Consider the following 26,700-nt stretch of genomic DNA (forward strand, 5'->3'; position numbering starts at 1 on the left):
CTGATAGAAACAGAAGCCACTGGAGCACCTCAAAAACACCATCATACACTAAATCAGTAAGTTGGCAGCATCACCCTATAGAAGATAGTATTTTCTTAATGCCTAAACTTGCATAACTAAATAAAAACCCATTAATATAATTAAAATTCCCCCCTCCAAGATTACAACCACATTCACAATTAATTATTTCATGGAGAAAAAAATGAACTATGAGTTGTTTTTAAATTTATGTGATAAGTTAGTTACAAATATAACCCTCCCTCAAATAGACAGTAAGGATGGCTATGTCAAAATAAAAAGCATTTCAGGAGATAATATCTACCTAATCAGAGAGAAACTAATATACCTACAAAAGAAAATAGTTTATGAGCACATAGTTAATGGAAGGCCATTAAATCCATACATGTCCTATGTATGCACGTTAATTGATGGATCAAGAGACAATACAAAAAATAAAGAGCAAGGAAAAGCCTCAACTATTAAATGGGATGAAATAATAAGCGTTTTAGGGGAAATTAAAGACACCAACAGCCTTATGAGTGAAGATGAACATTTCGAAATTACATATGCAAAATATTTTGACTTTAGCCGTTCCTGTGTAAGACTAATAAAAAACGGATTTCCAATAATCGAAATAGAAGACAGTTTTTATTTCGACAGTAATTACCATCACCAATTATCCATAGAGATTGGAAGACTTGCCACTTCAATTGGTGGATGTAATATCTTGCATGCAGTTTTTGAGAGCATTTCCAATAGCTATGACTCCAGCCAAAAAAGATTCCATATCCATCGCTCACTTTCTATGGGTCATGATAGGCCTTTACCTGCTATACCATGGGCATATTTGATTGCGTTAGGCACAAAATATTCAAATAGTTTTGGCGATAGTAACCGCGAGAACAACTTTCCCAAATTAATTAATTTATTAACCGATATAGTTGCTGTCTTTGAAGTTCAGGATTATAGCCCATATGAATCATGGTACGTTGACCATTATGGTTTAACCAAATTTTTATCTGACGAAGTTGTGTTCGACAACCTGTATTGCATAGCCCAAATGCACAGTGGCCACGTGACTGAAATCTTAAACTATGTAGTAAACTCATCTGAATTTAAATCTTTAAAAAGCCATGGTTTTTCCATAGGGAAAATATACAAAAGCGGGTTGACATTACTTAGTAAAACTTTAGATCATCAGATCACTCATATTGATCATAACAACATAAAGAAAATATTGAATTTAGACCCCAAAAAAAACACAGCTATAATTAACAATATCCTTCTCAATAAATCCCCTAACCACTCTTTAGAATTCCCTCCCAAAAGCACCAACATTGATAATAACTTTAATATATTGACCCCATTGAAAAGTTCCTATCTTCTATTACCACGACCTTTATCTTCTTTAGCATTTCTTAATAATACATTAAACTCTATCATTGCTCCTGATGGCAAAAGAAATAAACATAACGATGCAACACTAGGACATGTAATCGAGAGATTTGTTAAGGATAAACTATTATCTTATGGGATTTTATTTCATAGCGGAAATTTTGTTAGTAAAGATGGATTGGTATATGGGGAAAGTGATATAACAATTGAAACTGACAACACCATAATTTTTATTGAGATAAAAAAGAAAGGAATGACAAGACTATCAATGTCAGGAGTCGATTACTCAATTCTGTCTGATTTAGGTGGTGGATTGATTCATGCCACAAGCCAATGTTTCAAGGCTGAGCGCGTTTTACGATGTGATGGTAAAATTAACATCGAAGGATCTTCCCCTATAATATATAAATCACAAAGAGTAATTAAAATTGCCTTAACTCTTTATGATTATGGAAGTTTTCAAGACAGAATGACAATTCGTTCAATTTTAACTAACTCATTGGGTGCAACATTTAAAGGAGCCAATTCGAGCATTGATAAAAAACTTAATAATTGGAAAGAACACATAAATGAATTATCAACACATATTCAATGCCTTAAGGATTCCAACCAACTTGATGCCGAACCATTTCATAATCTATTTTTCATGAGCATATCTCAGTTGCTGATGATACTAGAAGATAAAGGTTCTAGCGAAGGTCTTGTGAAAGCTTTAATAACACTTTCCTCAATATCACATTCGACTAGAGATTTCTACAAAGAGTATTCCCTTTCCAAAAAATACATTAAGGCCTAAAGCGCCCCCAAAAACAGTGGATTATCTTTGACAGTTGCTAAATTAAATTAATACGAGTGACTGTCAAAGCTATCTCGATTTAACAATTAAAAATTTCGACAATTTTCATTTTCCAACAAGAGCATAATCGTAAGGTGTTATAGTTTTGTTCTTATTTATATCAAGATAATCAGCCCACCACTGCACCATTAACCTACGTTCATCCAAATGCTCAGAAGTATGAATATAAGCCGCACGTACATTATTACGCTCTGTATGGCTCAACTGACGTTCAATCGCATCATCGCTCCACAGCCCCGACTCACCCAACGCCCCACGCGCCATCGTCCTAAACCCATGCCCGCAGACCTCAGTTTTAGTGTCATATCCCATCGTACGCAATGCGCTATTTACCGTATTTTCACTCATAACCTTGGTTGCATCATGATCCCCCGGGAACAGGAGCTCCTTATCACCACTAATCTGCTTTAACTGCTCTAACAAAATCACCGCTTGTCGACTAAGTGGAACAATATGCTCCTCTTTCATCTTCATTCCACGGTACGAATAACGCACGCCTTTAATTTCTTCTCGTTTTGCAGGTACTCGCCAGAGAGATTTATCGAAGTCGAACTCATCCCAACGCGCGAAACGTAACTCACTGGAACGCACAAAAGTTAGTAAGGAAAGCTCGACCGCGATCCGTGTCATTACACGACCACGATAAGCAGCAACACGAGCAAGAAATTCAGGGAACCGGCTTGAGGGCAAAGCGGGGTAATGTCGCGCTTTAGTTGTCGATAGCGCACCGGCCATATCACTGGCTGGATTTGAGTCGATGTAATCGTTCTGAACTGCATAACGCATAATAGCCGTGACACGCTGCTGAAGACGCTGAGCGACGTCATGCTTACCACTGGCATCAACTTTTTTAATAGGGGCTAACAGGTGGCTAGTTTTGAGCTGGCGAATGTCGGACGAGCCGATATGAGGGAAGATATAAAGCTCAAGATAGCGAAGAACGCGCGATCGATGGTCTTCGCTCCAGCGCTTGTTACTGGCATGCCATTCACGAGCGATAGTTTCGAAAGTATATGCCCCCGAGTTCTCGGCCTGAGCCTCTTTCTGTTCGGCTTTTGGATCAATACCCTGCACTAGCAACTTTTTGGCTTCATCGCGTTTTGCTCTTGCCTGAGCAAGTGTCACAGTAGGCCAAACACCAAAAGCGAGGCGATCCTCTTTTTTGTCAGAGGGGCGTCTGTATTTCATACGCCAGTACTTAGAACCCTTGGCCGAAACTTCGAGATACAAACCGCCACCATCGGCCATTTTGTAGGTTTTGTCTTTTGGCTTTGCGGTCTCGACCTGTCTGGCGTTGAGCTTCATTTGGGGGCACATTTCTAATCGAAGTTAAGATGCCCCCAATGACATCCGGATTTCAACGGACTACCTCGGACAACTCGGGACGGAAAAATCGCTGCAAGCATTGATTTTAAAGGGTTTGATGGACTTTCTCGGATGTTCTTGGAAGTACTAATGGTGCCGAAGGCCGGACTCGAACCGGCACGTATTTCTACGGTTGATTTTGAATCAACTGCGTCTACCGATTTCGCCACTCCGGCACGGAAGGGATGCGGAAAACGTTGTGGATTATACCTGTCATGCGCCACCATGCAAGCACCAGCGTGTGTCTGGCTCGCTAAGTGTTGAAAATTTCAGCATTACCTTTCGTACCTGCAATCAGCATCACGGTTTAGCCCACGCAATAACCGCCTTAATCCCCCCTTCTGCGAAGCGTCCCGTTTCCCCATGCTCTACACTTCCAGTTCAACACCACACTGAGGGAAACACGATGTCGATGATAAAAAGCTACGCTGCAAAAGCGGCGGGCAGCGAACTCGAACTCTATGAATATGATGCGGGCGAGCTTAAGCCGGAAGATGTCGAAGTCCAGGTCGATTACTGCGGTATCTGCCATTCTGATTTGTCGATGATCGACAACGAATGGGGATTCTCTCAGTATCCGCTGGTTGCCGGGCATGAGGTAATTGGTCGCGTGGCGGCGCTCGGCAGCGCGGCGCAGGATAAGGGGCTGAAAGTTGGTCAGCGCGTCGGCGTTGGCTGGACGGCACGCAGCTGCGGGCACTGCGATGCCTGTATCAGCGGCAATCAAATTAACTGCCTGGAAGGGTCCGTTCCCACGATCCTCAATCGCGGCGGCTTTGCCGAGAAACTGCGGGCCGACTGGCAGTGGGTGATCCCGCTACCAGAGAGCATCGATTATGCGGCAGCCGGTCCCTTGCTGTGCGGCGGCATCACGGTGTTCAAACCGCTGCTGATGCACCATATCACCGCCACCAGCCGCGTTGGGGTGATCGGCATCGGCGGCCTGGGGCATATCGCCATTAAGCTGTTACACGCGATGGGTTGTGAAGTCACCGCGTTCAGTTCCAATCCGGCGAAAGAGCAGGAAGTACTGGCGATGGGGGCGGATAAGGTGGTCAACAGCCGCGATCCGGATGCGCTAAAAGCGCTGGCGGGCCAGTTCGATCTCATTATTAATACGGTTAACGCCGATCTCGACTGGCAGCCCTATTTTGAAGCGCTGGCCTACGGCGGTAACTTCCATACCGTCGGCGCGGTGATGAAACCACTGCCGGTGCCGGCATTCACCTTAATTGCCGGCGATCGCAGCATCTCCGGTTCGGCAACCGGTACGCCGTTCGAACTGCGCAAGCTGATGAAGTTTGCCGGGCGCAGCAAGGTGTCACCCACCACCGAGCTGTACCCAATGTCGCAAATTAACGACGCTATCCAGCACGTGCGTGACGGCAAGGCCCGCTACCGCGTGGTACTGAAAGCCGACTTCTGATGCCGGGCTCAGTCCCGCAAGGGGCTGGGCCTATTGCCCGTGACGAAACGCGAGCACCGCCTGGCGGCACTGTTCCGTCACATGCTCAATATCGTGGTTCACGTCGATGCGGGCAATATCGCGTTCATCCTCCTGCGGACACTCCAGCGCGTCGAACTGGCTTTTAAGTAATCCCACCGGCATAAAATGCCCTGCCCGGCGCTGCATGCGCGCCAGAATGGTCTCGTAGTCACCGTCCAGCCACAGAAAATGCACATTCGGGCTGCCCTGACGCAATATATCGCGATACTGTTTTTTTAATGACGAGCAGACAATAAACCCGGTCTCATTCTTTTTATATAAACTGTATGAGGCATCATTTAATCGCGCTAACCACGGCAGTCGGTCTTCATCGGTTAATGGAATGCCTTCAGACATTTTATCAATATTTTTAGCGGGATGGAGATCGTCACCATCAATGAATTTTGCCGATAATACAGCGGCAATTTTACTGCCAATTAAAGATTTACCGCTACCTGAAACACCCATCAAAATATAACTTTCCCCGGCCATCGAAAAAACTCCAGATTCATATTCCATGGCGCGATACTACGCTTTCCACATTGAGGATTTCACGCTTTTTCAGCGCTGCTGATGAGAATTACAAGGCGCATCACGTTATGCGTAACATTGTAGTGTAACAATTTTCCAGCGTGATCTGCATCACAAATAATAACACTCAAAACCGTTTAAATGCTGCCGAGGTTACTACCTGACCAGTGAGGCATTTATGCAAGTCAAAACCCAATCCTGCGTTGTCGCGGGTAAGAAAACTGTTGCCATTACCGACCAAAACATTGAATGGAATAATAAAGGAACTTTAGTACAAATTACCCGCGGCGGTATTTGTGGTTCCGATTTACATTATTATCAGGAAGGGAAAGTCGGTAATTTTACCATTAAAGCGCCAATGATTTTAGGCCATGAAGTTATTGGTAAAGTGGTGCATAGCGATTCAAAAGAATTACATGAAGGTCAGTCAGTGGCGATTAATCCATCGAAACCCTGCGGCCACTGTAAATACTGTTTGCAGCACGAAGAAAACCAGTGCACGGAAATGCGCTTTTTTGGCAGCGCCATGTATTTTCCCCATGTCGACGGCGGCTTTACCCGGTTTAAAACCGTTGATACCGCGCAGTGTATCCCGTACCCGCAAGAGGCCGATGAAAAAGTCATGGCCTTTGCCGAACCGCTGGCGGTCGCGATCCACGCCGCGCATGAAGCGGGCGACCTGCAGGGCAAGCGCGTATTTATCTCCGGCGTCGGTCCTATCGGCTGTCTGATCGTCAGCGCGGTGAAAACGCTCGGTGCAGCAGAGATTGTCTGTGCTGATATCAGCCCGCGTTCGCTGTCGCTTGCCCAGCAGATGGGTGCCGATACGCTGATTAACCCGCAGCAGGACTCACTCGATGAGTGGAAAAAAGAAAAAGGCTACTTCGACGTCAGCTTCGAAGTCTCCGGTCATCCGTCCTCAATCACCACCTGCCTGGAAGTCACCCGCGCGAAAGGCGTGATGGTGCAGGTCGGCATGGGCGGCGCGGTGCCGGACTTCCCGATGATGATGCTGATCGGCAAAGAGATCGCGCTCAAAGGCTCGTTCCGCTTTACCACCGAGTTCAACACCGCGGTGTCGTGGCTGGCAAATAACGTTATCGATCCGCTGCCGTTACTCAGCGCCGAATATCCGTTTACCGAACTTGAACAAGCGCTGATCTTCGCCGGGGATAAAACCCAGGCGGCGAAAGTCCAGCTCGTTTTTGCAGAAACAAAATAAGGAATAACATGATGAACGATCTTTTTTCACTGGACGGCAAAAACATTCTGATCACCGGTTCAGCTCAGGGTATTGGTTATTTACTGGCGACCGGGTTGGGTAAATATGGCGCGCAGATTATCGTCAATGATATTACGCCAGAGCGTGCTGAAGCCGCCGTCGCCAAACTGCAGCAGGAAGGGATTCGTGCCGTTGCTGCACCTTTTAATGTTACGCAGAAACAGGATATCGATGCCGCCATCGACCATATCGAAAAAGACATTGGTCCAATCGATGTGCTGGTGAATAACGCCGGTATTCAGCGCCGCCATCCGTTTACCGAGTTCCCGGAACAGGACTGGAACGATGTAATCGCTGTTAACCAGACGGCAGTGTTCCTGGTCTCGCAGGCGGTCACGCGCCGCATGGTGGAACGTCAGGCCGGGAAGGTCATCAACATCTGCTCCATGCAGAGCGAACTGGGCCGCGACACCATCACGCCGTATGCCGCCTCCAAAGGCGCAGTGAAAATGCTCACCCGCGGGATGTGCGTTGAGCTGGCACGCCACAATATCCAGGTCAACGGTATCGCGCCGGGCTACTTCAAAACCGAAATGACCAAAGCGCTGGTCGAAGATGAGGCCTTCACCTCCTGGCTGTGCAAACGTACGCCAGCCGCCCGCTGGGGCGATCCGCAGGAGCTGATTGGCGCGGCGGTATTCCTCTCTTCTAAAGCATCCGATTTTGTTAACGGGCACCTGTTGTTTGTCGATGGCGGCATGCTGGTCGCCGTCTGACATTTAGCGACACCGCGCAGCGCTCCGGCGCTGCATTTTTGGCACACCCCCTAAATCATTCGAGTTGCAGGATGACGGGGATAAAAGAGAAAAGATTATGCCATTAATAATAATTGCGGCAGGCGTCGCGCTGCTCCTGGTCCTGATGATTGGCTTTAAAGTTAACGGCTTTATTGCCCTGGTACTGGTTGCGGCGGTCGTCGGTTTTGCCGAAGGGATGGATGCACAGGCCGTTTTACACTCTATACAAAATGGGATCGGCGGCACGCTCGGCGGGCTGGCGATGATCCTCGGGTTCGGCGCGATGCTCGGTAAGCTGATTTCCGATACCGGCGCGGCTCAGCGCATCGCCACCACGCTGATTGGTACGTTCGGTAAAAAACGCGTGCAGTGGGCGCTGGTGATCACCGGTCTGGTTGTCGGTCTGGCGATGTTCTTCGAAGTCGGCTTTGTTCTGCTGCTGCCGCTGGTGTTTACGGTAGTGGCCTCTTCCGGTCTGCCGCTGCTGTATGTCGGCGTGCCGATGGTCGCAGCGCTGTCCGTGACCCACTGTTTTCTGCCGCCGCATCCAGGGCCTACCGCGATTGCCACCATTTTCGAGGCCAATCTCGGCACTACCCTGCTGTACGGATTTATTATTACCATCCCGACGGTGATTGTCGCCGGGCCGCTGTTTTCTAAGCTGCTGACCCGCTTTGAGAAAGCACCGCCGGAGGGGTTATTCAACCCGCATCTGTTCACCGAAGAAGAGATGCCGTCATTCTGGAACAGTATCTTTGCGGCGGTTATCCCGGTCATACTGATGGCGGTCGCCGCGGTGTGCGAAATTACGCTGCCGAAGACCAACAGCGTGCGGGTGTTCTTTGAGTTTATCGGTAACCCTGCGGTCGCGTTGTTTATCGCTATCGTGCTGGCCATTTTTACCCTTGGACGGCGTAACGGACGGACGATCGAGCAAATTATGGATATCATTGGCGACTCTATCGGCGCGATTGCGATGATTGTGTTTATCATCGCCGGGGGCGGTGCGTTTAAGCAGGTTCTGGTCGACAGCGGCGTGGGGCAATATATCTCGCACCTGATGACCGGTACGTCGCTTTCTCCACTGCTGATGTGCTGGACGGTCGCCGCGTTGCTGCGCATCGCGCTCGGTTCTGCGACCGTGGCGGCGATCACCACTGCAGGCGTGGTGCTGCCGATTATTAACGTCACCCATGCTGACCCGGCGCTGATGGTGCTGGCAACCGGTGCGGGTAGCGTGATTGCCTCCCACGTTAACGATCCGGGATTCTGGCTGTTTAAAGGCTATTTTAATCTCAGCGTAGGCGAAACGTTGCGTACCTGGACGGTAATGGAAACGCTGATTTCCATTATGGGTCTGCTGGGGGTTCTGGCGCTGAACGCCATCCTGCATTAATACGGTATTACCGGGGAGCATCAGCCCGCGCTCCCCGGCTCAGGAGAGAAAATGAGGAACCACAGAATTTCTTTGCAAGACATCGCCACGCTGGCAGGTGTGACCAAAATGACGGTGAGCCGCTACATTCGCTCGCCGAAAAAGGTCGCAAAGGAAACCGGTGAACGCATCGCGCAAATTATGGAGGAGATTAATTACATCCCCAACCGCGCACCCGCGATGCTGCTGAACGCGCAAAGCTATACGCTCGGCGTGCTGATCCCCTCGTTTCAAAACCAGCTGTTCGCTGACATTCTGGCCGGTATTGAGTCGGTCACCTCCGACCATAACTATCAGACGCTGATCGCCAACTATAACTACGACCGGGAATCCGAAGAAGAGTCGGTAATCAACCTGCTGTCGTACAATATCGACGGCATTATTCTTTCCGAGAAATACCACACCCTGCGCACGGTTAAATTCCTGCGCTCTGCCAACATTCCGGTGGTCGAGCTGATGGATATCCAGGGCGATCGTCTGGACATGGAAGTGGGCTTTGATAACCGTCAGGCGGCATTTGATATGGTCAGTACCATGTTGGATAAGCGCCAGCGGCGCAAAATCCTCTACCTGGGTTCGAAAGACGATATCCGCGATGAACAGCGCTATCGTGGCTACTGCGACGCCATGACCCGCCGGGGTCTGGAACCGCTGCGCGTTAACCCACGCGCCATCTCCTCCATCCATCTGGGCACACAAATGATGCGTGATGCGCTCACTGCGCATCCGGATTTAGACGGCGTGTTTTGCACCAACGACGACATCGCGATGGGCGCGCTGCTGCTGTGTCGCGAGCGCGAGCTTGCCGTCCCGGAGCAGATCTCGATTGCCGGTTTTCACGGGCTGGAAATGGGTCGGCAGATGATCCCAAGCCTTGCCAGCGTCATTACCCCGCGTTTCGACATTGGCCGTATGGCGGCACAGATGTTGCTGAGCAAAATCAAGAACAACGACCATAACCACAATACCGTGGATTTGGGGTATCAGATTTATCACGGCAATACGCTTTAACGCCTTTTCTCACACCCGCGCATACTTTCTTTCATCGACATTGCCTATACTCCAGGCAGGATAAATGGAGGAAATCTCAATGAGCGCACCCCTGCTAATTGCCCGCACGCCGGACACCGAACTGTTTTTACTGCCAGGCATGGCCAACCGTCACGGGCTGATTACCGGCGCGACCGGGACCGGCAAAACCGTCACGCTACAGAAGCTGGCCGAATCGTTGTCCGAGATTGGCGTACCGGTCTTTATGGCCGATGTGAAAGGTGACTTAACCGGCGTAGCCGAGGAAGGAGAAGCGTCTGAAAAGCTGCTCGCCCGCCTGAAAAACATCGGCATTACCGACTGGCAGCCACATGCTAATCCGGTCACGGTGTGGGATATCTTCGGCGAAAAAGGTCACCCTGTTCGCGCCACAGTCTCTGACCTTGGGCCACTGCTGCTGGCCCGTTTGCTGAACCTCAACGACGTGCAGTCCGGCGTGCTGGATATTATCTTCCGCATTGCCGATGACCAGGGACTGTTACTGCTGGATTTCAAAGATCTGCGGGCCATCACCCAGTACATTGGCGATAACGCTAAATCCTTCCAGAACCAGTACGGCAACATCAGCAGCGCTTCGGTCGGGGCTATCCAGCGCGGTCTGCTGTCACTGGAACAACAGGGTGCAGCGCACTTCTTTGGCGAGCCGATGCTGGATATCAAAGACTGGATGCGTACCGACGCCAGTGGCAAAGGGGTGATTAATATCCTCAGCGCCGAGAAGCTCTACCAGATGCCCAAACTGTACGCCGCCAGCCTGCTGTGGATGCTCTCCGAACTGTACGAACAACTGCCGGAAGCGGGTGACCTGGAGAAACCTAAACTGGTGTTTTTCTTCGATGAGGCGCACCTGCTGTTCAACGACGCCCCGCAGGTGCTGCTGGATAAAATCGAACAGGTCATCCGCCTGATCCGCTCGAAAGGCGTTGGCGTGTGGTTTGTGTCGCAAAACCCGTCGGACATTCCAGACAACGTACTCGGCCAGTTGGGCAACCGCGTGCAACACGCCCTGCGCGCGTTCACGCCGAAAGATCAGAAAGCGGTGAAAACCGCGGCGCAAACCATGCGCGCCAACCCGGCATTTGATACCGAAAAAGCCATTCAGGAGCTGGGCACCGGCGAGGCGCTAATCTCGTTTCTGGATGCCAAAGGCAGCCCGTCGGTGGTTGAACGGGCAATGGTCATTGCGCCGTGCTCACGGATGGGGCCGGTGACGGACGATGAGCGCAACGGGCTGATTAATCACTCCTCGCTGTACGGCAAATATGAAGAAGAGATCGACCGTGAATCCGCCTATGAACGTTTGCAGCAAGGCGTGCAGGCCAGCACCGGGCAGCAAAATACGCCACCCGCCAACGGTAAAGCGGTCGAGGTGGACAGCGGTATTCTCGGTGGGTTGAAGGATATCCTGTTTGGCAGCACCGGACCGCGCGGCGGCAAGCGCGATGGCGTGGTACAAAGCGTGGCGAAAAGCGCGGCGCGACAGGTCACCAATCAGATAATCCGGGGGATGTTGGGGAGTTTGATGGGCGGGAGAAAACGCTAGCACCCGTGGTACTGTGCCGGATGGCGGCGTAAACGCCTTATCCGGCCTACGGGCCCTGGTAGGCCGGATAAGCGCAGCGCCATCAGGCACTGCGCTTTACGGTGATTACGACCTACGCAGCATCAGCCACAGACTAATCAGCAGGAAGCTGGCACTTGGCAGCAGCGCGCCGATAATCGGCGGAATGCCATACACCAGCGTCAGCGGGCCGAAGATTTGGTCCAGCACATAGAACACAAAGCCAAAGCTAATCCCCGTCACCACGCGCACGCCCATCGGCACGCTACGCAGCGGACCGAAGATAAACGACAGCGCCATCAGCATCATCACCGCGACAGACAGCGGCTGGAAGACTTTGCTCCACATATTGAGCTGGTAGCGTCCGGCGTCCTGGCCGCTGGACTTCAGGTACTTCACGTAATTGTGCAGCCCGCTAATCGACAGCGCATCCGGGTCCAGTGCCACCACACCGAGTTTGTCCGGCGTAAGGTTGGTTTTCCACGTCCCGCTCACCGTTTGTGAACCGGTGATTTGCTTCGGATCGGTCAGGTTGGATTCATCCACCTGCGACAAACGCCAGACTTTCTGCTCCGGGTCAAACGTCGCGCTTGCGGCATAGCGAACAGACTGCAGACGACGTTTGTCGTTAAAGGAGTAAATGCTAATCCCACCTAATTCGGCGTCGCCTTTCACTCGCTCGATGTAGACAAAGCTGTCGCCATCTTTCGCCCACAGCCCTTGCTGGGTAGACAGCAGCGAGCCGCCGTACATCTGCTGCGCACGATAGTTACGCGCCATCTGCTCGCCCTGCGGCGCCACCCATTCGCCGATGGCCATCGTCAGCAGCACCAGCGGGATCGCGGTTTTCATCACCGACAGCGCCACCTGCATACGGGTAAAACCGGACGCCTGCATCACCACCAGTTCACTACGCTGAGCCAGCATGCCCAGCCCCAGCAACGCGCCGAGCAGTGCCGCCATCGGGAAGAAGATTTGGATATCTTTCGGTGCGCTAAGCAGGGTATACAGCCCGGCGCCCATTGCATCGTAGCTCCCCTGTCCGGCTTTTTTCAGCTGGTCGACAAACTTGATGATCCCGGAGAGTGACACCAGCATGAACAACGTCATCATGATGGTGGTAAAAATGGTTTTACCGATATAGCGGTCAAGTACACCAAAGGGCTGCATTATACCGCTCCTTTACGCATAAAACGGGCACGCAAGCGACGCATCGGCACCGTATCCCAGAGGTTAAGCACAATCGCCAGTGCCAGGTAGGCCAGGTTTACCACCCACATCCAGAACACCGGGTCCAGCTTACCTTTCCCGCCGTTCGACTTCAGCGACGTCTGCACCAGGAAGAACAGCAAATAGAGCAGCATGGCTGGCAGCATGGACAGTACGCGCCCCTGACGCGGGTTAACCACGCTCAGCGGGACAACCATCAGCGCCATCATAAATACGGTGAATACCAATGTGATACGCCAGTGCAGCTCCGCACGGGCCCGATCGTTGTCGGTATTCCACAACGTGCGCATATCCATCTGGTCGGTATCGTTGGGGTCCAGCGCCACGGCCTGATGACCGATAATTGCCTGGTAGTCCTGGAAATCGGTAATGCGGAAATCACGCAGCAGCGCGGTCCCTTCAAAGCGCGTCCCTTTGTTCAGCACCACGACCTGAGAGCCGTCACGCAACTGAGTCAGATGTCCGGAATCAGCCACCACCACCGAAGGACGGGCGTTACCTTTCGGGCGGATTTGCGCGAGGAACACATCTTTGAAGCTGCTACCGTCAACACTTTCGATAAACAACACCGAACCGCCGTTGGTTGCCTGCTGGAATTGCCCTTGAGCAAGCGCCGCCATACCGGGGTTCGCTTTCGCTTCCGCCAGCACTTCGTCCTGATGTCTGGAGGACCATGGCCCTGCCCACATTACGTTGACTGCCGCAACAATACTGGTGAACAACGCCAGCACCATCGCCGCTTTTACCAGCACAGCCTTGCTCAGCCCGCAGGCGTGCATGACCGTAATTTCACTTTCGGTATACAGTTTGCCCAGCGTCATTAGCAGCCCAAGGAACAGGCTTAAGGGCAAGATAAGTTGCGCCATTTCTGGCACGCCCAGCCCCAGCAGCGAGAGCACCAGATTTGCCGGGATATCACCGTCAACCGCCGCACCGAGGATCCTGACTAACTTTTGACAAAAGAAGATCAAAAGTAGGATGAAAAGGATCGCAAGTTGGCTTTTGAGCGTTTCCCGTACCAGATATCTTATGATTATCACTTTAAATACGCCCGTAAAAACCCGTCTTTTTGCAGGAAAATAGCTTGTTTCATGGCTTAAACGTCATTTATTCTCTTGAGTCGTCGAAATCGTCGCTAAGATTATTATACTCAACGGATCCACCTCTCAGAAATTGTTCTGACGTGCCAATGCCGTAATAACGTTAAGATTAACACGAAGTCACCGCAACAGCGGGTATGAGTTACGAAAGCTTGCAATTCTATCCGTAGCCACCGCCGTTGTCTTTAAGATTCAGGAGCGTAGTGCATGGAGTTCAGTGTAAAAAGCGGTAGCCCGGAGAAACAGCGGAGTGCCTGCATCGTCGTGGGCGTCTTTGAACCTCGCCGCCTCTCTCCGATTGCAGAGCAGCTCGACAAGATCAGCGACGGGTACATCAGCGCACTGCTGCGTCGTGGCGAACTGGAAGGTAAACCGGGTCAAACCCTGTTGCTGCACCATGTTCCTAACGTCCTGTCTGAGCGAATTCTCCTCATTGGTTGTGGCAAAGAGCGTGAGCTTGATGAGCGCCAGTACAAGCAAGTCATTCAGAAAACCATCAATACGCTGAATGATACCGGTTCGATGGAAGCCGTTTGCTTCCTGACCGAGCTGCACGTCAAAGGCCGCAATAACTACTGGAAAGTACGTCAGGCTGTCGAAACAGCGCAAGAAACGCTGTACAGCTTTGATCAGTTGAAGACCAACAAAAGCGAACCGCGTCGTCCGCTGCGTAAGATGGTGTTCAACGTACCGACCCGCCGTGAGCTGACCAGCGGTGAACGTGCTATTCAGCACGGTCTGGCCATTGCAGCCGGTATCAAAGCGGCGAAAGACCTCGGCAACATGCCGCCGAATATCTGTAATGCCGCGTACCTGGCGTCTCAGGCGCGTCAGTTGGCTGACAGCTACAGCAAAAATGTTGTGACGCGCGTCATTGGCGAGCAGCAGATGAAAGAGCTGGGTATGCACTCTTATCTGGCGGTCGGCCACGGTTCGCAGAACGAGTCGCTGATGTCGGTTATCGAGTACAAGGGCAATCCGTCTGAAGATGCGCGTCCGATTGTGCTGGTCGGCAAAGGGCTGACCTTTGACTCCGGCGGTATTTCCATCAAACCAGCCGAAGGCATGGATGAGATGAAATACGACATGTGCGGCGCTGCGGCAGTGTACGGCGTGATGCGCATGGTGGCGGAGCTCCAGCTGCCGATCAACGTCGTCGGCGTACTGGCGGGTTGTGAAAACATGCCGGGCGGCCGCGCGTATCGTCCGGGCGACGTGCTCACCACCATGTCCGGTCAAACCGTTGAAGTGCTCAATACTGATGCCGAAGGCCGTCTGGTGCTGTGCGACGTGTTAACCTACGTCGAGCGCTTTGAACCCGAAGCCGTTATTGACGTCGCCACCCTGACCGGCGCGTGCGTGATTGCCCTGGGCCATCACATCACCGGCCTGATGTCGAACCATAACCCACTGGCGCACGAGCTGATCGGGGCGTCCGAACAAGCGGGCGACCGTGCGTGGCGTTTGCCGCTGGGTGATGAATACCAGGAGCAGTTAGAGTCCAACTTTGCGGATATGGCGAACATCGGTGGACGTCCTGGCGGCGCGATTACCGCAGGTTGCTTCCTGTCACGCTTTACCCGTAAGTACAACTGGGCGCACCTGGACATCGCCGGTACCGCGTGGCGTTCAGGGAAAGCCAAAGGCGCAACCGGTCGTCCGGTGGCGCTGTTGTCGCAGTTCCTGCTCAATCGCGCAGGTTTTAACGGCGAAGAGTAAGTTTGAGATTGCCCCGTAGGCCGGATAAGCGCAGCGCCATCCGGCAAAACGCCTGATGGCGGCGCTAATGCGCCTAATCAGGCCTACGGGGTGCATCATGACAACGCATTTAAATCCACCACAAGAAACCCCATATATGAAGAATGCAACGTTCTACCTTCTGGACAACGACACACAGCAAGACGGTCTGAGCGCCGTCGAGCAACTGGTGTGTGAAATTGCCGCAGAACGTTGGCGCGCGGGCAAGCGTGTATTGATCGCCTGCGAAGATGAAAAACAGGCCATACGCCTGGATGAAGCATTGTGGGCAAGACCGGCAGAGCGTTTTGTGCCGCATAATCTGGCGGGTGAAGGCCCCAGAGGGGGCGCGCCGGTAGAAATAGCCTGGCCAGAAAAACGCAACAGCAGCCCGCGCGACCTGCTCATCAGTTTGCGCGTTGGCTTTGCAGATTTTGCCACCGCTTTCACAGAAGTGATAGACTTCGTCCCTTACGAAGATTCTTTGAAACAATCGGCACGCGATCGCTACAAAGCTTACCGCGTGGCTGGTTTTAACCTGAATACGGCAACCTGGAAATAATGGAAAAGACATACAACCCACAAGATATCGAACAGCCGCTTTACGAGCACTGGGAAAAGCAGGGCTATTTCAAACCTAACGGCGATGAAAGCAAAGAGTCCTTCTGCATCATGATCCCGCCGCCGAACGTCACCGGCAGTTTGCATATGGGTCATGCTTTCCAGCAAACCATCATGGACACCATGATTCGCTACCAGCGCATGCAGGGTAAAAACACCCTGTGGCAGGCCGGTACCGACCACGCGGGTATCGCAACCCAAATGGTGGTTGAGCGTAAGATTGCCGCTGAAGAAGGTAAAACTCGCCACGACTACGGTCGCGAAGCGTTTATCGATAAAATTTGGCAGTGGAAAGCGGAATCCGGCGGCACCATTACCCGTCAGATGCGCCGCCTGGGCAACTCTGTTGACTGGGAGCGCGAGCGCTTCACTATGGACGAAGGTCTTTCCAATGCCGTGAAAGAAGTCTTTGTTCGCCTGTACAAAGAAGACCTGATTTACCGTGGCAAGCGCCTGGTAAACTGGGACCCGAAACTGCGCACCGCTATCTCTGACCTGGAAGTGGAAAACCGCGAGTCCAAAGGCTCGATGTGGCACATCCGCTATCCGCTGGCCGATGGCGCGAAAACCGCAGACGGTAAAGATTACCTGGTCGTTGCCACCACCCGTCCGGAAACCATTCTGGGCGATACCGGCGTAGCCGTGAACCCGGAAGATCCACGCTATAAAGATCTGATCGGCAAATTCGTCATGCTGCCGCTGGTTGACCGCCGCATTCCCATCGTCGGCGACGAACATGCGGATATGGAAAAAGGCACCGGCTGCGTGAAGATCACCCCGGCACACGACTTTAACGACTACGAAGTTGGTAAACGTCACGGCCTGCCGATGATCAACATTTTGACCTTTGACGGTGATATTCGCGAAACCGCGGAAGTGTACGACACCAAAGGTGAAGAATCTGACGTCTATTCCAACGAGATCCCGGCTGAATTCCAGAAACTGGAGCGCTTTGCCGCACGTAAAGCCATCGTGGCTGCCATCGATGCGATGGGCCTGCTGGAAGAGATCAAGCCGCACGATCTGACCGTGCCTTACGGTGACCGTGGCGGCGTGGTTATCGAACCAATGCTGACCGACCAGTGGTACGTCCGCGCTGATGTGCTGGCGAAACCGGCGGTTGAAGCGGTTGAGAACGGCGACATCCAGTTCGTACCTAAGCAGTATGAAAACATGTACTTCTCCTGGATGCGCGATATTCAGGACTGGTGTATCTCCCGTCAGCTGTGGTGGGGTCACCGTATCCCGGCATGGTATGACAACGACGGCAACGTCTACGTTGGCCGCACCGAAGACGAAGTGCGTCAGGAAAACAACCTCGGCGCCGACGTTGCGCTGCGTCAGGACGAAGACGTTCTGGATACCTGGTTCTCCTCCGCACTGTGGACCTTCTCTACCCTCGGCTGGCCGGAAAATACCGACGCGCTGCGTCAGTTCCACCCAACCAGCGTGATGGTTTCCGGCTTCGACATCATCTTCTTCTGGATTGCCCGCATGATCATGATGACCATGCACTTCATCAAAGATGAAAACGGCAAGCCGCAGGTGCCGTTCAAGACCGTCTACATGACCGGTCTGATTCGTGACGACGAAGGCCAGAAGATGTCCAAATCCAAGGGCAACGTGATTGACCCGCTGGATATGGTCGACGGTATCTCTCTGGCAGAACTGCTGGAGAAACGTACCGGCAACATGATGCAACCGCAGCTGGCCGAGAAAATTGCCAAGCGTACCGAGAAACAGTTCCCGGACGGCATCGAGCCGCACGGTACCGACGCCCTGCGTTTCACCCTGGCCGCGCTGGCTTCTACCGGCCGCGACATCAACTGGGATATGAAGCGTCTGGAAGGTTACCGTAACTTCTGTAACAAGCTGTGGAACGCCAGCCGCTTCGTGCTGATGAACACCGAAGATCAGGATTGCGGCTTCAACGGCGGCGAAATGACCCTGTCTCTGGCAGACCGCTGGATCCTGGCTGAATTCAACCAGACCGTGAAAGCGTACCGCGAAGCGCTGGATAACTTCCGCTTCGATATCGCTGCGGGCATCCTGTACGAGTTCACCTGGAACCAGTTCTGCGACTGGTATCTGGAGCTGACCAAGCCAGTCATGAACGGCGGTTCCGAGTCTGAACTGCGCGGCACCCGCAATACGCTGGTCACCGTGCTGGAAGGTCTGCTGCGTCTGGCGCACCCGATCATTCCATTCATCACCGAAACCATCTGGCAGCGCGTGAAAGTGATTTGTGGCAACACTGCAGATACCATCATGCTGCAGCCGTTCCCGGAATATAACGCAGCGCAGGTTGATGAAGCCGCACTGGCTGATACCGAATGGCTGAAGCAGGCGATCGTTGCCGTACGTAACATCCGTGCGGAAATGAACATCGCCCCGGGCAAACCGCTGGAGCTGCTGCTGCGTGGTTGCAGCGCTGATGCGATGCGTCGTGTGAACGACAACCGCAGCTTCCTGCTGAACCTGGCACGTCTGGAAAGCATTACCGTGCTGCCAGCCGATGACAAAGGTCCGGTTTCCGTGACCAAAATCATCGACGGCGCCGAGCTGCTGATCCCGATGGCTGGCCTCATCAACAAAGAAGATGAGCTGGCGCGTCTAGCAAAAGAAGTGGCGAAAATCGAAGGCGAGATTGCTCGTATCGAAGGCAAACTCTCCAACGAAGGTTTCGTGGCTCGCGCACCGGAAGCGGTCATCGCTAAAGAGCGTGAGAAGCTGGAAGGTTACGCCGAAGCAAAAGCGAAGCTGATTGAGCAGCAGGCAGTCATCGCCGCGCTGTAAAAATCGTGCCTGTACGTTTGCCGGATGGCGCTGCGCTTATCCGGCCTACAGGCATCGTCAACACAGGTCGGATAAGCATAGCGCATCCGACCTGTGTTGAATTATCCTCGCTTGCACTTCCCCTCTTCGCAGTGGTATTAACTGCATATGTCTCACTTTTATGTCATGAGTTCGCTATGAGTGTCATTACGCCTGTCTCGGCTACGCTGCGTCGCATTGCTGCCGACGACAACGCCGCCATTGCCTATGTGATCCGCCAGGTCTCCGCCGAATACGGCCTGACTGCCGATAAAGGCTATACCGTTGCCGACCCCAATCTGGACGAACTGTTCCAGGTTTACAGCCAGCCGGGCGCGGCCTACTGGGTGGTTGAGCAAAACGGTGAAGTCGTGGGCGGCGGCGGCGTTGCGCCGTTAGGCTGTAGCGAGCCGGACATTTGCGAGCTGCAAAAGATGTATTTCCTGTCGAGCGCACGCGGTCAGGGGCTGGCGAAAAAGCTGGCGCTGATGGCGCTGGATCATGCCCGTGAGCAGGGTTTTAAGCAGTGCTATCTGGAAACGACCGCGTTTCTGACTGAAGCTATTCGTCTGTATGAACATTTAGGGTTTGAGCACATCAGCGAAGCGCTTGGCTGCACCGGCCACGTCGATTGCGAAGTAAGGATGTTAAAGCCCCTCTGACTTCACGCCGAGGGGCCATGTCGGCCTTACTGCATCTCAGCTGAAAGCATCAGACGGATCACGCCAGCCGCACGAGCTGTTGGCAGCTTCAGCACCTGAGTCCAGAGATCCTGCACAATCTCACAGGCGATCTTCTCTTTGCCAATCCCTTTATTCGGGTCGGCCATAATCTGAATATCATCCCCATAGCGCTGCACCAGTCCGGGGCTGATCGCTTGTAAATCCTGCAGCGCCAGCTGTTTTTCCTCGGCCGTCACCGTATGTTTATCCGGGCCATAGGCGGCGCGCATCATGCCCATATCGCCCACCATCCGCCGACTCATAATCTCACGCGGGACAAGATGTACCGGGTTAATGCCCCCTTTCACCGCCGGAAACAGGAAACGGAAACATTCGTCATCACCCACCTTTTCCACCGCGGCAATCTGCTCGAGGTTAATCTTCATATACTCAATGACGTTAGCATCAGGTGCTTGCTGCAAACGTGCCATCTGTAGCTGAAGGATTTGCGGCTGTATGGCGTCGATAACCTGCTGCTCGCTTTTGCCCTCGTTCTTCATCTGCACGGCCTGGGTGATGATTTTTTGTGTTAGCGCAGGCTCCTGCTCCCTGATCACCTGAAACACCGGGTTGGCGCGCATCGCATTGTCAAACTTCTGCTCTTCGGTCATACCATATTCCGGACTTTCACGCGGGATAAGGTAGTGCACATCAAAAATATTCCATGCAATAATCGCGACCACAAAAATCACCGCGCCGGAGATCTTGCCTACCCAGCCTTTTTTGCGAAACATGCCGACGACGATAGCAATCACCGCCCCGATATAGCCCGCCAACACTACGTGTGCCCAGTTCATTAACCATCCTTATTCAAATCAATATGTATGTCGGGAATATATTTTCCCGTTGTGTGTTCTGATTATTACGGTAGAGGCGATGGTTTTCCAGCCACCAGAATTTATCTGCAGGTATCAGGAAGAGGAGAGATGGCGCGGCAATCATGGCGAGTCGCGCCGGGAAAGCGTATTACGCGGGTACGCCGCTGTGAAAGCGGAATTCATCGTCGGGAGAGGAGATCAACGCGGCTTCTATTTCGCCAAAAAACCGCACCCGGCTACTGATATCATCGGCTGAAACCTGCTGCGCCAGCGCCAGGTAATCCTGATAGTGCCGCGCCTCGGATCGCAGCAGCGACAGATAAAACGCCTGCAAATCGTCATCCAGATACGGTGCCAGCGCGGCGAACCGTTCACAGGAACGCGCCTCAATATAAGCCCCGCAAATCAGTTTATCGATTAACGTCAGCGGCTCGTGGGTGCGTACCTCTTTGAGCATGCCTTTAGCGTAACGGCTGGCGGTAATCTTAATATAGGGAATGTTGCGGCTCATCATCGCCTCACGCACCTGCCAGAAGTGATGCAGCTCTTCTTTGATCAGCAAAACCATGCTGTCGATAAGCTTGCGTCCCCACGGGTCGTCGGTTTGCGGCATCACGCTTTTGCTGATCTGTTTATTCAGCGCGATAAAATCCGGCTCATCCCCTTCTCTGAACGCAAAAGCCTCATAGGGTTTCAGCCAGTCCAGCAGCGCCTGCGATCCCTGTTTATCCGCGACATACTTACGCACCAGCAGCATCGCCGTTTGCGCCGCTTTCAGCTCACAGACGAGGTGATCGGTCAATAACAGGGGCAGATTCGCCGGGTCTCGCGCTTTATCAAGCCAGGCCTGGGGCGTTTTACAGTGCAGGAAATTGTGGATCGGGGAGAGTATTTGCAGGTAATCCATACATTATCCTTGGCCTGCGGCAGCCTGGGCTACCGCAGGTCATCAGATGACTTAGTGACGCACGCCGTCATCATCTTCGTCGACGAGGTCTTCATCGTCGCCGTCTTCGCCTTCTTCGCCGTTCGGGTCTTCAAAATAGGTGCCCCAACCGTCGTATTCCACATCATATTTTTCTGCCAGGTTCATCAGCTGCTCAACCTGAGCATCGATCAACTCCGCATTCAGTGCACATTCGCTCAGAATGTCACAGCAAATAACCGTGTCGCCTTCTTCCACTTCCAGCTCTTCCGGCTCGGTCACTTCATAACCCAGCTTGAAGGCTTCTACTGCCGCTTTTTCCAGGGTTTCGAAGTCATCCGCGGAAAGGTGATGCTCGATAGTGTACAGCGCGTCTGGATCGCTGCCATCTTCGAGTAACTCTTCAATAATCAAGCGTGTTTCTTCACGCTGTTCTTCCAGTAGTTCCGGGTTTGCCATGGCTCGTTCCTCATAATGTCCTGCCGATACTCTTATTGTCACATACCGCTGTCATTGCCTCCACCTTTCCAGGAAAGATTTGTTAAACAAGGTTGCAAATGAATAAACATACATATAAATTGAATTTTAATTCAATAAATGGCCTAAGCCATGTGAGGGAACCATGTCTGCGTTTTATCAGAAACATTTTTTGAAACTGCTTGATTTCACCTCTGCTGAACTCACGTCACTGCTCCAGCTCGCCGCACAGCTGAAGGCGGATAAGAAAAACGGCACTGAAGTCGCTAAGCTCACCGGTAAAAACATCGCGCTCATCTTCGAAAAAGATTCAACCCGTACCCGTTGCTCTTTCGAAGTTGCCGCATACGATCAGGGCGCGCGCGTGACATATCTTGGGCCAAGCGGCAGCCAGATTGGCCATAAAGAGTCGATCAAAGACACCGCCCGCGTGCTCGGCCGCATGTACGATGGTATTCAGTATCGGGGCCACGGCCAGGAGATTGTCGAGACGCTGGCGGAATATGCTGGAGTTCCGGTATGGAACGGATTAACCAACGAGTTTCATCCCACTCAGCTGCTGGCGGATCTGTTAACTATGCAGGAACACCTGCCGGGTAAAGCGTTTAATGAGATGACGCTGGTCTACACCGGCGATGCCCGCAACAATATGGGCAATTCCATGCTGGAAGCCGCCGCGTTAACCGGGCTGGATCTGCGCCTGGTCGCGCCGCAGGCCTGCTGGCCAGAGGAAAGTCTGGTTGCGGAGTGCAAAGCGCTGGCACAGAAAAACGGCGGCAATATTACGCTGACCGAAGATGTCGCCACGGGCGTGAAAGACGCGGACTTCATCTATACCGACGTCTGGGTATCAATGGGCGAAGCAAAAGAGAAGTGGGCCGAACGTATTGCGCTGCTGCGTAAGTACCAGGTTAATAGCGCGATGATGGCGCTGACGGGTAATCCGCAGGTGAAATTCCTGCACTGCCTGCCGGCGTTTCATGACGATCAAACCGTGCTGGGTAAACAAATGGCACAAGAGTATGGTTTGCACGGCGGGATGGAAGTCACCGACGAGGTGTTTGAGTCATCCGCCAGCATCGTATTCTCTCAGGCGGAAAACCGGATGCACACCATCAAAGCGGTGATGGTGGCGACACTGGCGAAATGAGGGCATATGCCGGATGGCGATGCTAAGCATCGTATCCGGCCTACAACCGTGTTCCCGTAGGCCGGGTAAGGCGAAGCCGCCCCCGGCAAGCACGCTTATGCCACCCGCATTTTCACCACGGCTTTGCGTACCAGCGCTGGAGCACCGACCGCGCACAGCGGTTTATGCACTTCGCCCGGATAAAACACCACGAAATCACCTTCGTTCAGCACCACCGTTTTCTCCTGTACCCCTTCCGGCAGAAAGGCGATATCTTTATCCGCCAACCAGTCAGTTTCCGGCGCGCCCGCAGGCTGCGTGCTGAAGGTCATACCTTCCTGGCCTTTGAGCAGGATCTGAATATCCAGATAGCGCTCGTGATACTCGGCGCGGCGCTGTGCAAACGGCTCCGTCATATCTTCAGCAATCAGATAAAACAGACGATCGCCGTCGATGTCGTGCTTACCTTTTTCCGTCGCATCCGTCACATGCGCTTTAATGTGTTCAATCGCCTGACGCAGCTCTTCCGGCAGCCAGGCATCCAGGTTGTGAATATTGCCGACAATCATCTCAAACCCCTTAATTAAAACATCGTTTCATTTTAGTTGTTATACGAAAAAACGCGCTGCCATACCACTGCTATTTGCCGATATTTTGCGTCAACGCATGTTTATCGCTGATGATGTTAATTAATTGCTAACTCTCGGCAAAAGGTTATGCATAAACTCTGCATAACTTTCGGCTACCCTTTTCCGACTACATCAGTAACTCACTGTTATCAAAAGCTTTGTTAGAAAAACCAGCCGTCGCTCACAGTTCACATCTCCTTCGCTATTCTTCTCCATCGTCATATTTATTTTGAAATAAACTTTACCGCACAAATAATAAAATCATAGATTCGCATAATAATTCACCACACAGAAAAAATCACAGATAAATCAATAGATTATTTATATCGCAGCACTTTTAAATATGTACATAAAATTAACACTAATAAATAACAAGACATATTCCCGCGTAGTGATTCAATTATTCGTATTTTTATTTTTTTAATTCTCAGAGCCATATCATAAATTAAACAACAAAAGACAAATATCGACCTGACTGTGAAATAAATCACGTTTCCTCATCAAATAAGATCTAAATATAGATTTTGAAATCAGCTGAAAAAAACATGTCTGCGATAAATATTATTTGCAGGCATCTCCTCTTTATTTTTTAAAATAGTATTAAAGGAATAATGATGGAAAAGCATTATGTCGGGTCGGAAATCGGTCAATTACGTAGCGTGATGCTACATCGCCCTAACCTCAGTTTAAAAAGGCTGACGCCATCAAATTGTCAGGAACTGCTTTTTGATGATGTTCTTTCGGTAGAACGTGCAGGAGAAGAGCATGACATTTTCGCCAACACGTTGCGTGAACAGGGAATTGAGGTTCTGTTACTCACTGATTTATTGACACAAACCCTGGATATCCCTGATGCCAAAAGCTGGCTACTGGATACACAAATTTCTGATTATCGCCTTGGCCCCGCTTTCGCCACGGATATTCGCGCCTGGCTTGCAGATATGCAGCACCGGGAACTCGCCCGGCATTTAAGCGGTGGGCTGACCTATGGAGAAATTCCTGCCTCAATCAAAAATATGGTGGTCGATACTCACGATATTAATGATTTCATTATGAAGCCATTACCAAACCACTTATTTACCCGCGACACCTCATGCTGGATATATAACGGTGTGTCAATTAATCCAATGGCAAAAACAGCGCGGCAACGAGAAACCAATAACCTGCGGGCGATCTACCGTTGGCATCCCCAATTTGCTGATGGTGAATTTATTAAATATTTCGGCGATGAAAATATTAATTACGACCACGCCACATTAGAAGGTGGAGATGTGCTGGTCATTGGTCGCGGTGCCGTTCTCATCGGTATGTCGGAACGCACAACGCCGCAGGGAATTGAGTTCCTTGCCCAGTCGCTATTCAGCCATCGTCAGGCAGAACGCGTCATCGCGGTCGAACTGCCTAAACATCGCTCCTGCATGCACCTCGATACCGTAATGACCCACATCGATATCGATACCTTCTCCGTCTACCCGGAAGTAGTACGTCCGGATGTGCAGTGCTGGACCCTGACACCAGACGGTCGCGGCGGACTGAAAAGGACGCAGGAAAATACGCTGCTCAATGCTCTCGAGAAAGCACTTGGCCTCGACCAAATTCGCCTGATCACCACCGGCGGCGATGCCTTCGAAGCTGAACGCGAACAGTGGAATGACGCCAACAACGTCCTGACGCTGCGCCCCGGTGTGGTAGTGGGCTACGAGCGCAACATCTGGACCAACGAGAAATACGACAAAGCAGGCATCACCGTTTTACCCATTCCTGGCGACGAACTTGGACGCGGACGCGGCGGCGCACGCTGCATGAGCTGCCCACTGGAACGCGACGGTATTTAAGGAAAAGTCATGGAAAACAAACCTACCCTGGTTGTAGCTTTGGGCGGCAATGCATTGCTTAAACGCGGCGAGCCGCTGGAAGCTGACATCCAACGCAAGAATATTGAGCTGGCGGCAAAGACTATCGCGCAGCTCACGCAACAGTGGCGCGTGATCCTGGTACACGGCAATGGTCCCCAGGTTGGACTTTTAGCGTTGCAAAACAGCGCGTATGCCAGCGTTACCCCCTATCCGCTCGACATTCTCGGCGCGGAAAGTCAGGGAATGATCGGCTATATGCTGCAACAGGCGCTGAAAAACCAGCTTCCACAGCGTGAAATTAGTGTGCTGCTGACACAGGTTGAAGTCGATGCTCACGATCCGGCTTTCAGCAATCCCACCAAATATATCGGGCCGATTTACGACGCTCACCAGGCTAGCGCCTTGCAGGCGGAAAAAGGCTGGGTTTTCAAAGCTGATGGCAAAGCGTTCCGCCGCGTTGTGCCCTCTCCACAACCTAAACGTATCGTTGAAAGTGACGCTATTCGCACACTGATCGCCCGCGATCATCTGGTTATCTGCAACGGTGGCGGCGGTGTCCCGGTAGTGGAAAAAGCCGATGGTTACCACGGTATTGAAGCGGTGATCGACAAAGATCTCTCCGCCGCCCTGCTCGCCAGCCAAATCCACGCCGATGCGCTGCTGATCCTGACCGATGCTGATGCCGTGTATCTCGACTGGGGCAAACCTACCCAGCGCCCGCTGGCCCAGGTCACACCGGAACTGCTCGGCGAAATGCAATTCGACGCCGGTTCAATGGGCCCCAAAGTCACCGCCTGCGCGGAATTTGTCTCTCGCTGTCACGGAATAGCAGGCATCGGCTCATTGGCTGACGGTCCGGCCATCCTCGCCGGAGACAAAGGCACGCTCATTCGGCTCGAAACCACCGACGCAAACGCGTAGGGCTTTTTTGCCGGATAGCGACT

General features: G+C 52.1%; 24 protein-coding genes, 1 tRNA gene and 1 pseudogene. 15 read left to right on the forward strand and 11 right to left on the reverse strand.

What is annotated here, in order from left to right; translation table 11 throughout:
- Positions 1–202 precede the first annotated feature (202 nt).
- A complete protein-coding gene (locus RYZ59_RS14515; protein WP_318048968.1) occupies positions 203–2,191 on the forward strand; it encodes a hypothetical protein in 1,989 nt (662 codons plus the stop codon).
- Between the two features lie 105 nt (positions 2,192–2,296).
- Here RYZ59_RS14515 and RYZ59_RS14520 read toward each other — a convergent pair whose 3' ends face one another.
- Entirely contained in the window at positions 2,297–3,556 is a 1,260-nt protein-coding gene (locus RYZ59_RS14520; RefSeq protein ID WP_318048970.1) for a tyrosine-type recombinase/integrase, read from the reverse strand.
- Positions 3,557–3,707: 151 nt separating this feature from the next.
- A tRNA-Leu gene (locus tag RYZ59_RS14525) sits at positions 3,708–3,792 on the reverse strand.
- A 230-nt stretch (positions 3,793–4,022) separates the two neighbouring features.
- On the opposite strand from RYZ59_RS14525, the gene ahr reads away from it, so the two are divergent.
- Complete coding sequence (ahr, locus tag RYZ59_RS14530) at positions 4,023–5,042, forward strand: NADPH-dependent aldehyde reductase Ahr (RefSeq protein ID WP_318048972.1); 1,020 nt, start codon at positions 4,023–4,025, stop codon at positions 5,040–5,042.
- 30 nt (positions 5,043–5,072) lie between these two features.
- Here ahr and idnK read toward each other — a convergent pair whose 3' ends face one another.
- A complete protein-coding gene (gene idnK, locus RYZ59_RS14535; protein ID WP_137383919.1) occupies positions 5,073–5,594 on the reverse strand; it encodes a gluconokinase in 522 nt (173 codons plus the stop codon).
- A gap of 217 nt (positions 5,595–5,811) precedes the next feature.
- On the opposite strand from idnK, the gene idnD reads away from it, so the two are divergent.
- The 5 genes from idnD to RYZ59_RS14560 all read left to right on the forward strand — a co-directional run bounded on the left by idnD (position 5,812) and on the right by RYZ59_RS14560 (position 11,680).
- Positions 5,812–6,855: an L-idonate 5-dehydrogenase gene (gene idnD, locus RYZ59_RS14540; protein WP_318048974.1), complete on the forward strand. Its 1,044-nt coding sequence runs from the start codon at positions 5,812–5,814 to the stop codon at positions 6,853–6,855.
- Between the two features lie 11 nt (positions 6,856–6,866).
- Positions 6,867–7,631, forward strand: a complete 765-nt coding sequence (gene idnO / locus RYZ59_RS14545) for a gluconate 5-dehydrogenase (RefSeq protein WP_005134165.1) — start codon at positions 6,867–6,869, stop codon at positions 7,629–7,631.
- Positions 7,632–7,728: 97 nt separating this feature from the next.
- Positions 7,729–9,048, forward strand: a complete 1,320-nt coding sequence (gene idnT / locus RYZ59_RS14550) for a gnt-II system L-idonate transporter (protein WP_016155581.1) — start codon at positions 7,729–7,731, stop codon at positions 9,046–9,048.
- A gap of 51 nt (positions 9,049–9,099) precedes the next feature.
- Entirely contained in the window at positions 9,100–10,098 is a 999-nt protein-coding gene (idnR, locus tag RYZ59_RS14555; RefSeq protein WP_202039751.1) for a DNA-binding transcriptional regulator IdnR, read from the forward strand.
- A 79-nt stretch (positions 10,099–10,177) separates the two neighbouring features.
- Positions 10,178–11,680 carry a DUF853 domain-containing protein gene (locus RYZ59_RS14560; RefSeq protein WP_318048978.1) on the forward strand — a complete coding sequence of 501 codons (1,503 nt, stop codon included), beginning with the start codon at positions 10,178–10,180 and terminating at the stop codon, positions 11,678–11,680.
- On the opposite strand, the pseudogene RYZ59_RS24790 reads toward RYZ59_RS14560, so the two are convergent.
- The 4 genes and pseudogenes from RYZ59_RS24790 to ytgA all read right to left on the reverse strand — a co-directional run.
- Positions 11,675–11,770, reverse strand: a pseudogene (locus RYZ59_RS24790) (hypothetical protein); the annotation flags it as partial. The gene RYZ59_RS14560 and the pseudogene RYZ59_RS24790 overlap by 6 nt on opposite strands.
- A 15-nt stretch (positions 11,771–11,785) precedes the next feature.
- Positions 11,786–12,868, reverse strand: a complete 1,083-nt coding sequence (gene lptG / locus RYZ59_RS14565; RefSeq protein WP_137383924.1) for an LPS export ABC transporter permease LptG — start codon at positions 12,866–12,868, stop codon at positions 11,786–11,788.
- On the reverse strand, positions 12,868–13,968 hold the full coding sequence (gene lptF, locus RYZ59_RS14570; RefSeq protein ID WP_318048982.1) for an LPS export ABC transporter permease LptF: 1,101 nt from the start codon (positions 13,966–13,968) through the stop codon (positions 12,868–12,870). The genes lptG and lptF overlap by 1 nt, the downstream gene beginning before the upstream one ends.
- A 63-nt stretch (positions 13,969–14,031) precedes the next feature.
- Positions 14,032–14,082 (reverse strand): protein YtgA, encoded by a 51-nt coding sequence (gene ytgA, locus RYZ59_RS14575; RefSeq protein WP_211180521.1) that lies wholly within the window; start codon positions 14,080–14,082, stop codon positions 14,032–14,034.
- 153 nt (positions 14,083–14,235) lie between these two features.
- On the opposite strand from ytgA, the gene pepA reads away from it, so the two are divergent.
- From pepA to RYZ59_RS14595, 4 genes are all read left to right on the forward strand, one after another.
- Positions 14,236–15,747, forward strand: a complete 1,512-nt coding sequence (gene pepA, locus RYZ59_RS14580) for a leucyl aminopeptidase (protein ID WP_003025870.1) — start codon at positions 14,236–14,238, stop codon at positions 15,745–15,747.
- Positions 15,748–15,883: 136 nt separating this feature from the next.
- Positions 15,884–16,327 carry a DNA polymerase III subunit chi gene (gene holC, locus RYZ59_RS14585; RefSeq protein WP_202039754.1) on the forward strand — a complete coding sequence of 148 codons (444 nt, stop codon included), beginning with the start codon at positions 15,884–15,886 and terminating at the stop codon, positions 16,325–16,327.
- A complete protein-coding gene (locus RYZ59_RS14590; protein ID WP_318048984.1) occupies positions 16,327–19,182 on the forward strand; it encodes a valine--tRNA ligase in 2,856 nt (951 codons plus the stop codon). The genes holC and RYZ59_RS14590 overlap by 1 nt, the downstream gene beginning before the upstream one ends.
- Before the next feature lie 176 nt (positions 19,183–19,358).
- On the forward strand, positions 19,359–19,862 hold the full coding sequence (locus tag RYZ59_RS14595; protein ID WP_318048985.1) for a GNAT family N-acetyltransferase: 504 nt from the start codon (positions 19,359–19,361) through the stop codon (positions 19,860–19,862).
- A gap of 26 nt (positions 19,863–19,888) precedes the next feature.
- On the opposite strand, the gene RYZ59_RS14600 is transcribed toward RYZ59_RS14595, so the two are convergent.
- The 3 genes from RYZ59_RS14600 to rraB form a co-directional block, all read right to left on the reverse strand.
- A complete protein-coding gene (locus RYZ59_RS14600) occupies positions 19,889–20,719 on the reverse strand; it encodes a topoisomerase II (RefSeq protein ID WP_318048988.1) in 831 nt (276 codons plus the stop codon).
- 169 nt (positions 20,720–20,888) lie between these two features.
- Positions 20,889–21,647 (reverse strand): tRNA isopentenyl-2-thiomethyl-A-37 hydroxylase MiaE, encoded by a 759-nt coding sequence (miaE, locus tag RYZ59_RS14605; protein WP_318048991.1) that lies wholly within the window; start codon positions 21,645–21,647, stop codon positions 20,889–20,891.
- Between the two features lie 51 nt (positions 21,648–21,698).
- Entirely contained in the window at positions 21,699–22,124 is a 426-nt protein-coding gene (gene rraB, locus RYZ59_RS14610; RefSeq protein ID WP_003025845.1) for a ribonuclease E inhibitor RraB, read from the reverse strand.
- 98 nt (positions 22,125–22,222) lie between these two features.
- Here rraB and argL point away from each other — a divergent pair, with 98 nt between their 5' ends.
- Both argL and argF read left to right on the forward strand, forming a co-directional pair.
- The gene (argL, locus tag RYZ59_RS24795) at positions 22,223–22,318 is read left to right on the forward strand and encodes a putative translational regulatory protein ArgL (RefSeq protein WP_373371225.1); all 96 of its coding nucleotides are present in this window, start codon (positions 22,223–22,225) and stop codon (positions 22,316–22,318) included.
- Positions 22,288–23,292: an ornithine carbamoyltransferase gene (argF, locus tag RYZ59_RS14615; protein WP_318048992.1), complete on the forward strand. Its 1,005-nt coding sequence runs from the start codon at positions 22,288–22,290 to the stop codon at positions 23,290–23,292. The genes argL and argF overlap by 31 nt, the downstream gene beginning before the upstream one ends.
- A 95-nt stretch (positions 23,293–23,387) precedes the next feature.
- Here the strand turns inward: argF and RYZ59_RS14620 are convergent, their stop codons facing one another.
- Positions 23,388–23,840 (reverse strand): YhcH/YjgK/YiaL family protein, encoded by a 453-nt coding sequence (locus RYZ59_RS14620; RefSeq protein ID WP_079937263.1) that lies wholly within the window; start codon positions 23,838–23,840, stop codon positions 23,388–23,390.
- Between the two features lie 674 nt (positions 23,841–24,514).
- On the opposite strand from RYZ59_RS14620, the gene arcA reads away from it, so the two are divergent.
- Together arcA and arcC are read left to right on the forward strand one after the other, a co-directional pair.
- A complete protein-coding gene (arcA, locus tag RYZ59_RS14625) occupies positions 24,515–25,735 on the forward strand; it encodes an arginine deiminase (RefSeq protein WP_079939090.1) in 1,221 nt (406 codons plus the stop codon).
- 9 nt (positions 25,736–25,744) lie between these two features.
- On the forward strand, positions 25,745–26,677 hold the full coding sequence (arcC, locus tag RYZ59_RS14630) for a carbamate kinase (protein ID WP_194211576.1): 933 nt from the start codon (positions 25,745–25,747) through the stop codon (positions 26,675–26,677).
- The last annotated feature ends 23 nt before the right edge of the window (positions 26,678–26,700 follow it).

The organism is Citrobacter sp. HN-141, from assembly GCF_033341895.1.
GTDB lineage: Bacteria > Pseudomonadota > Gammaproteobacteria > Enterobacterales > Enterobacteriaceae > Citrobacter.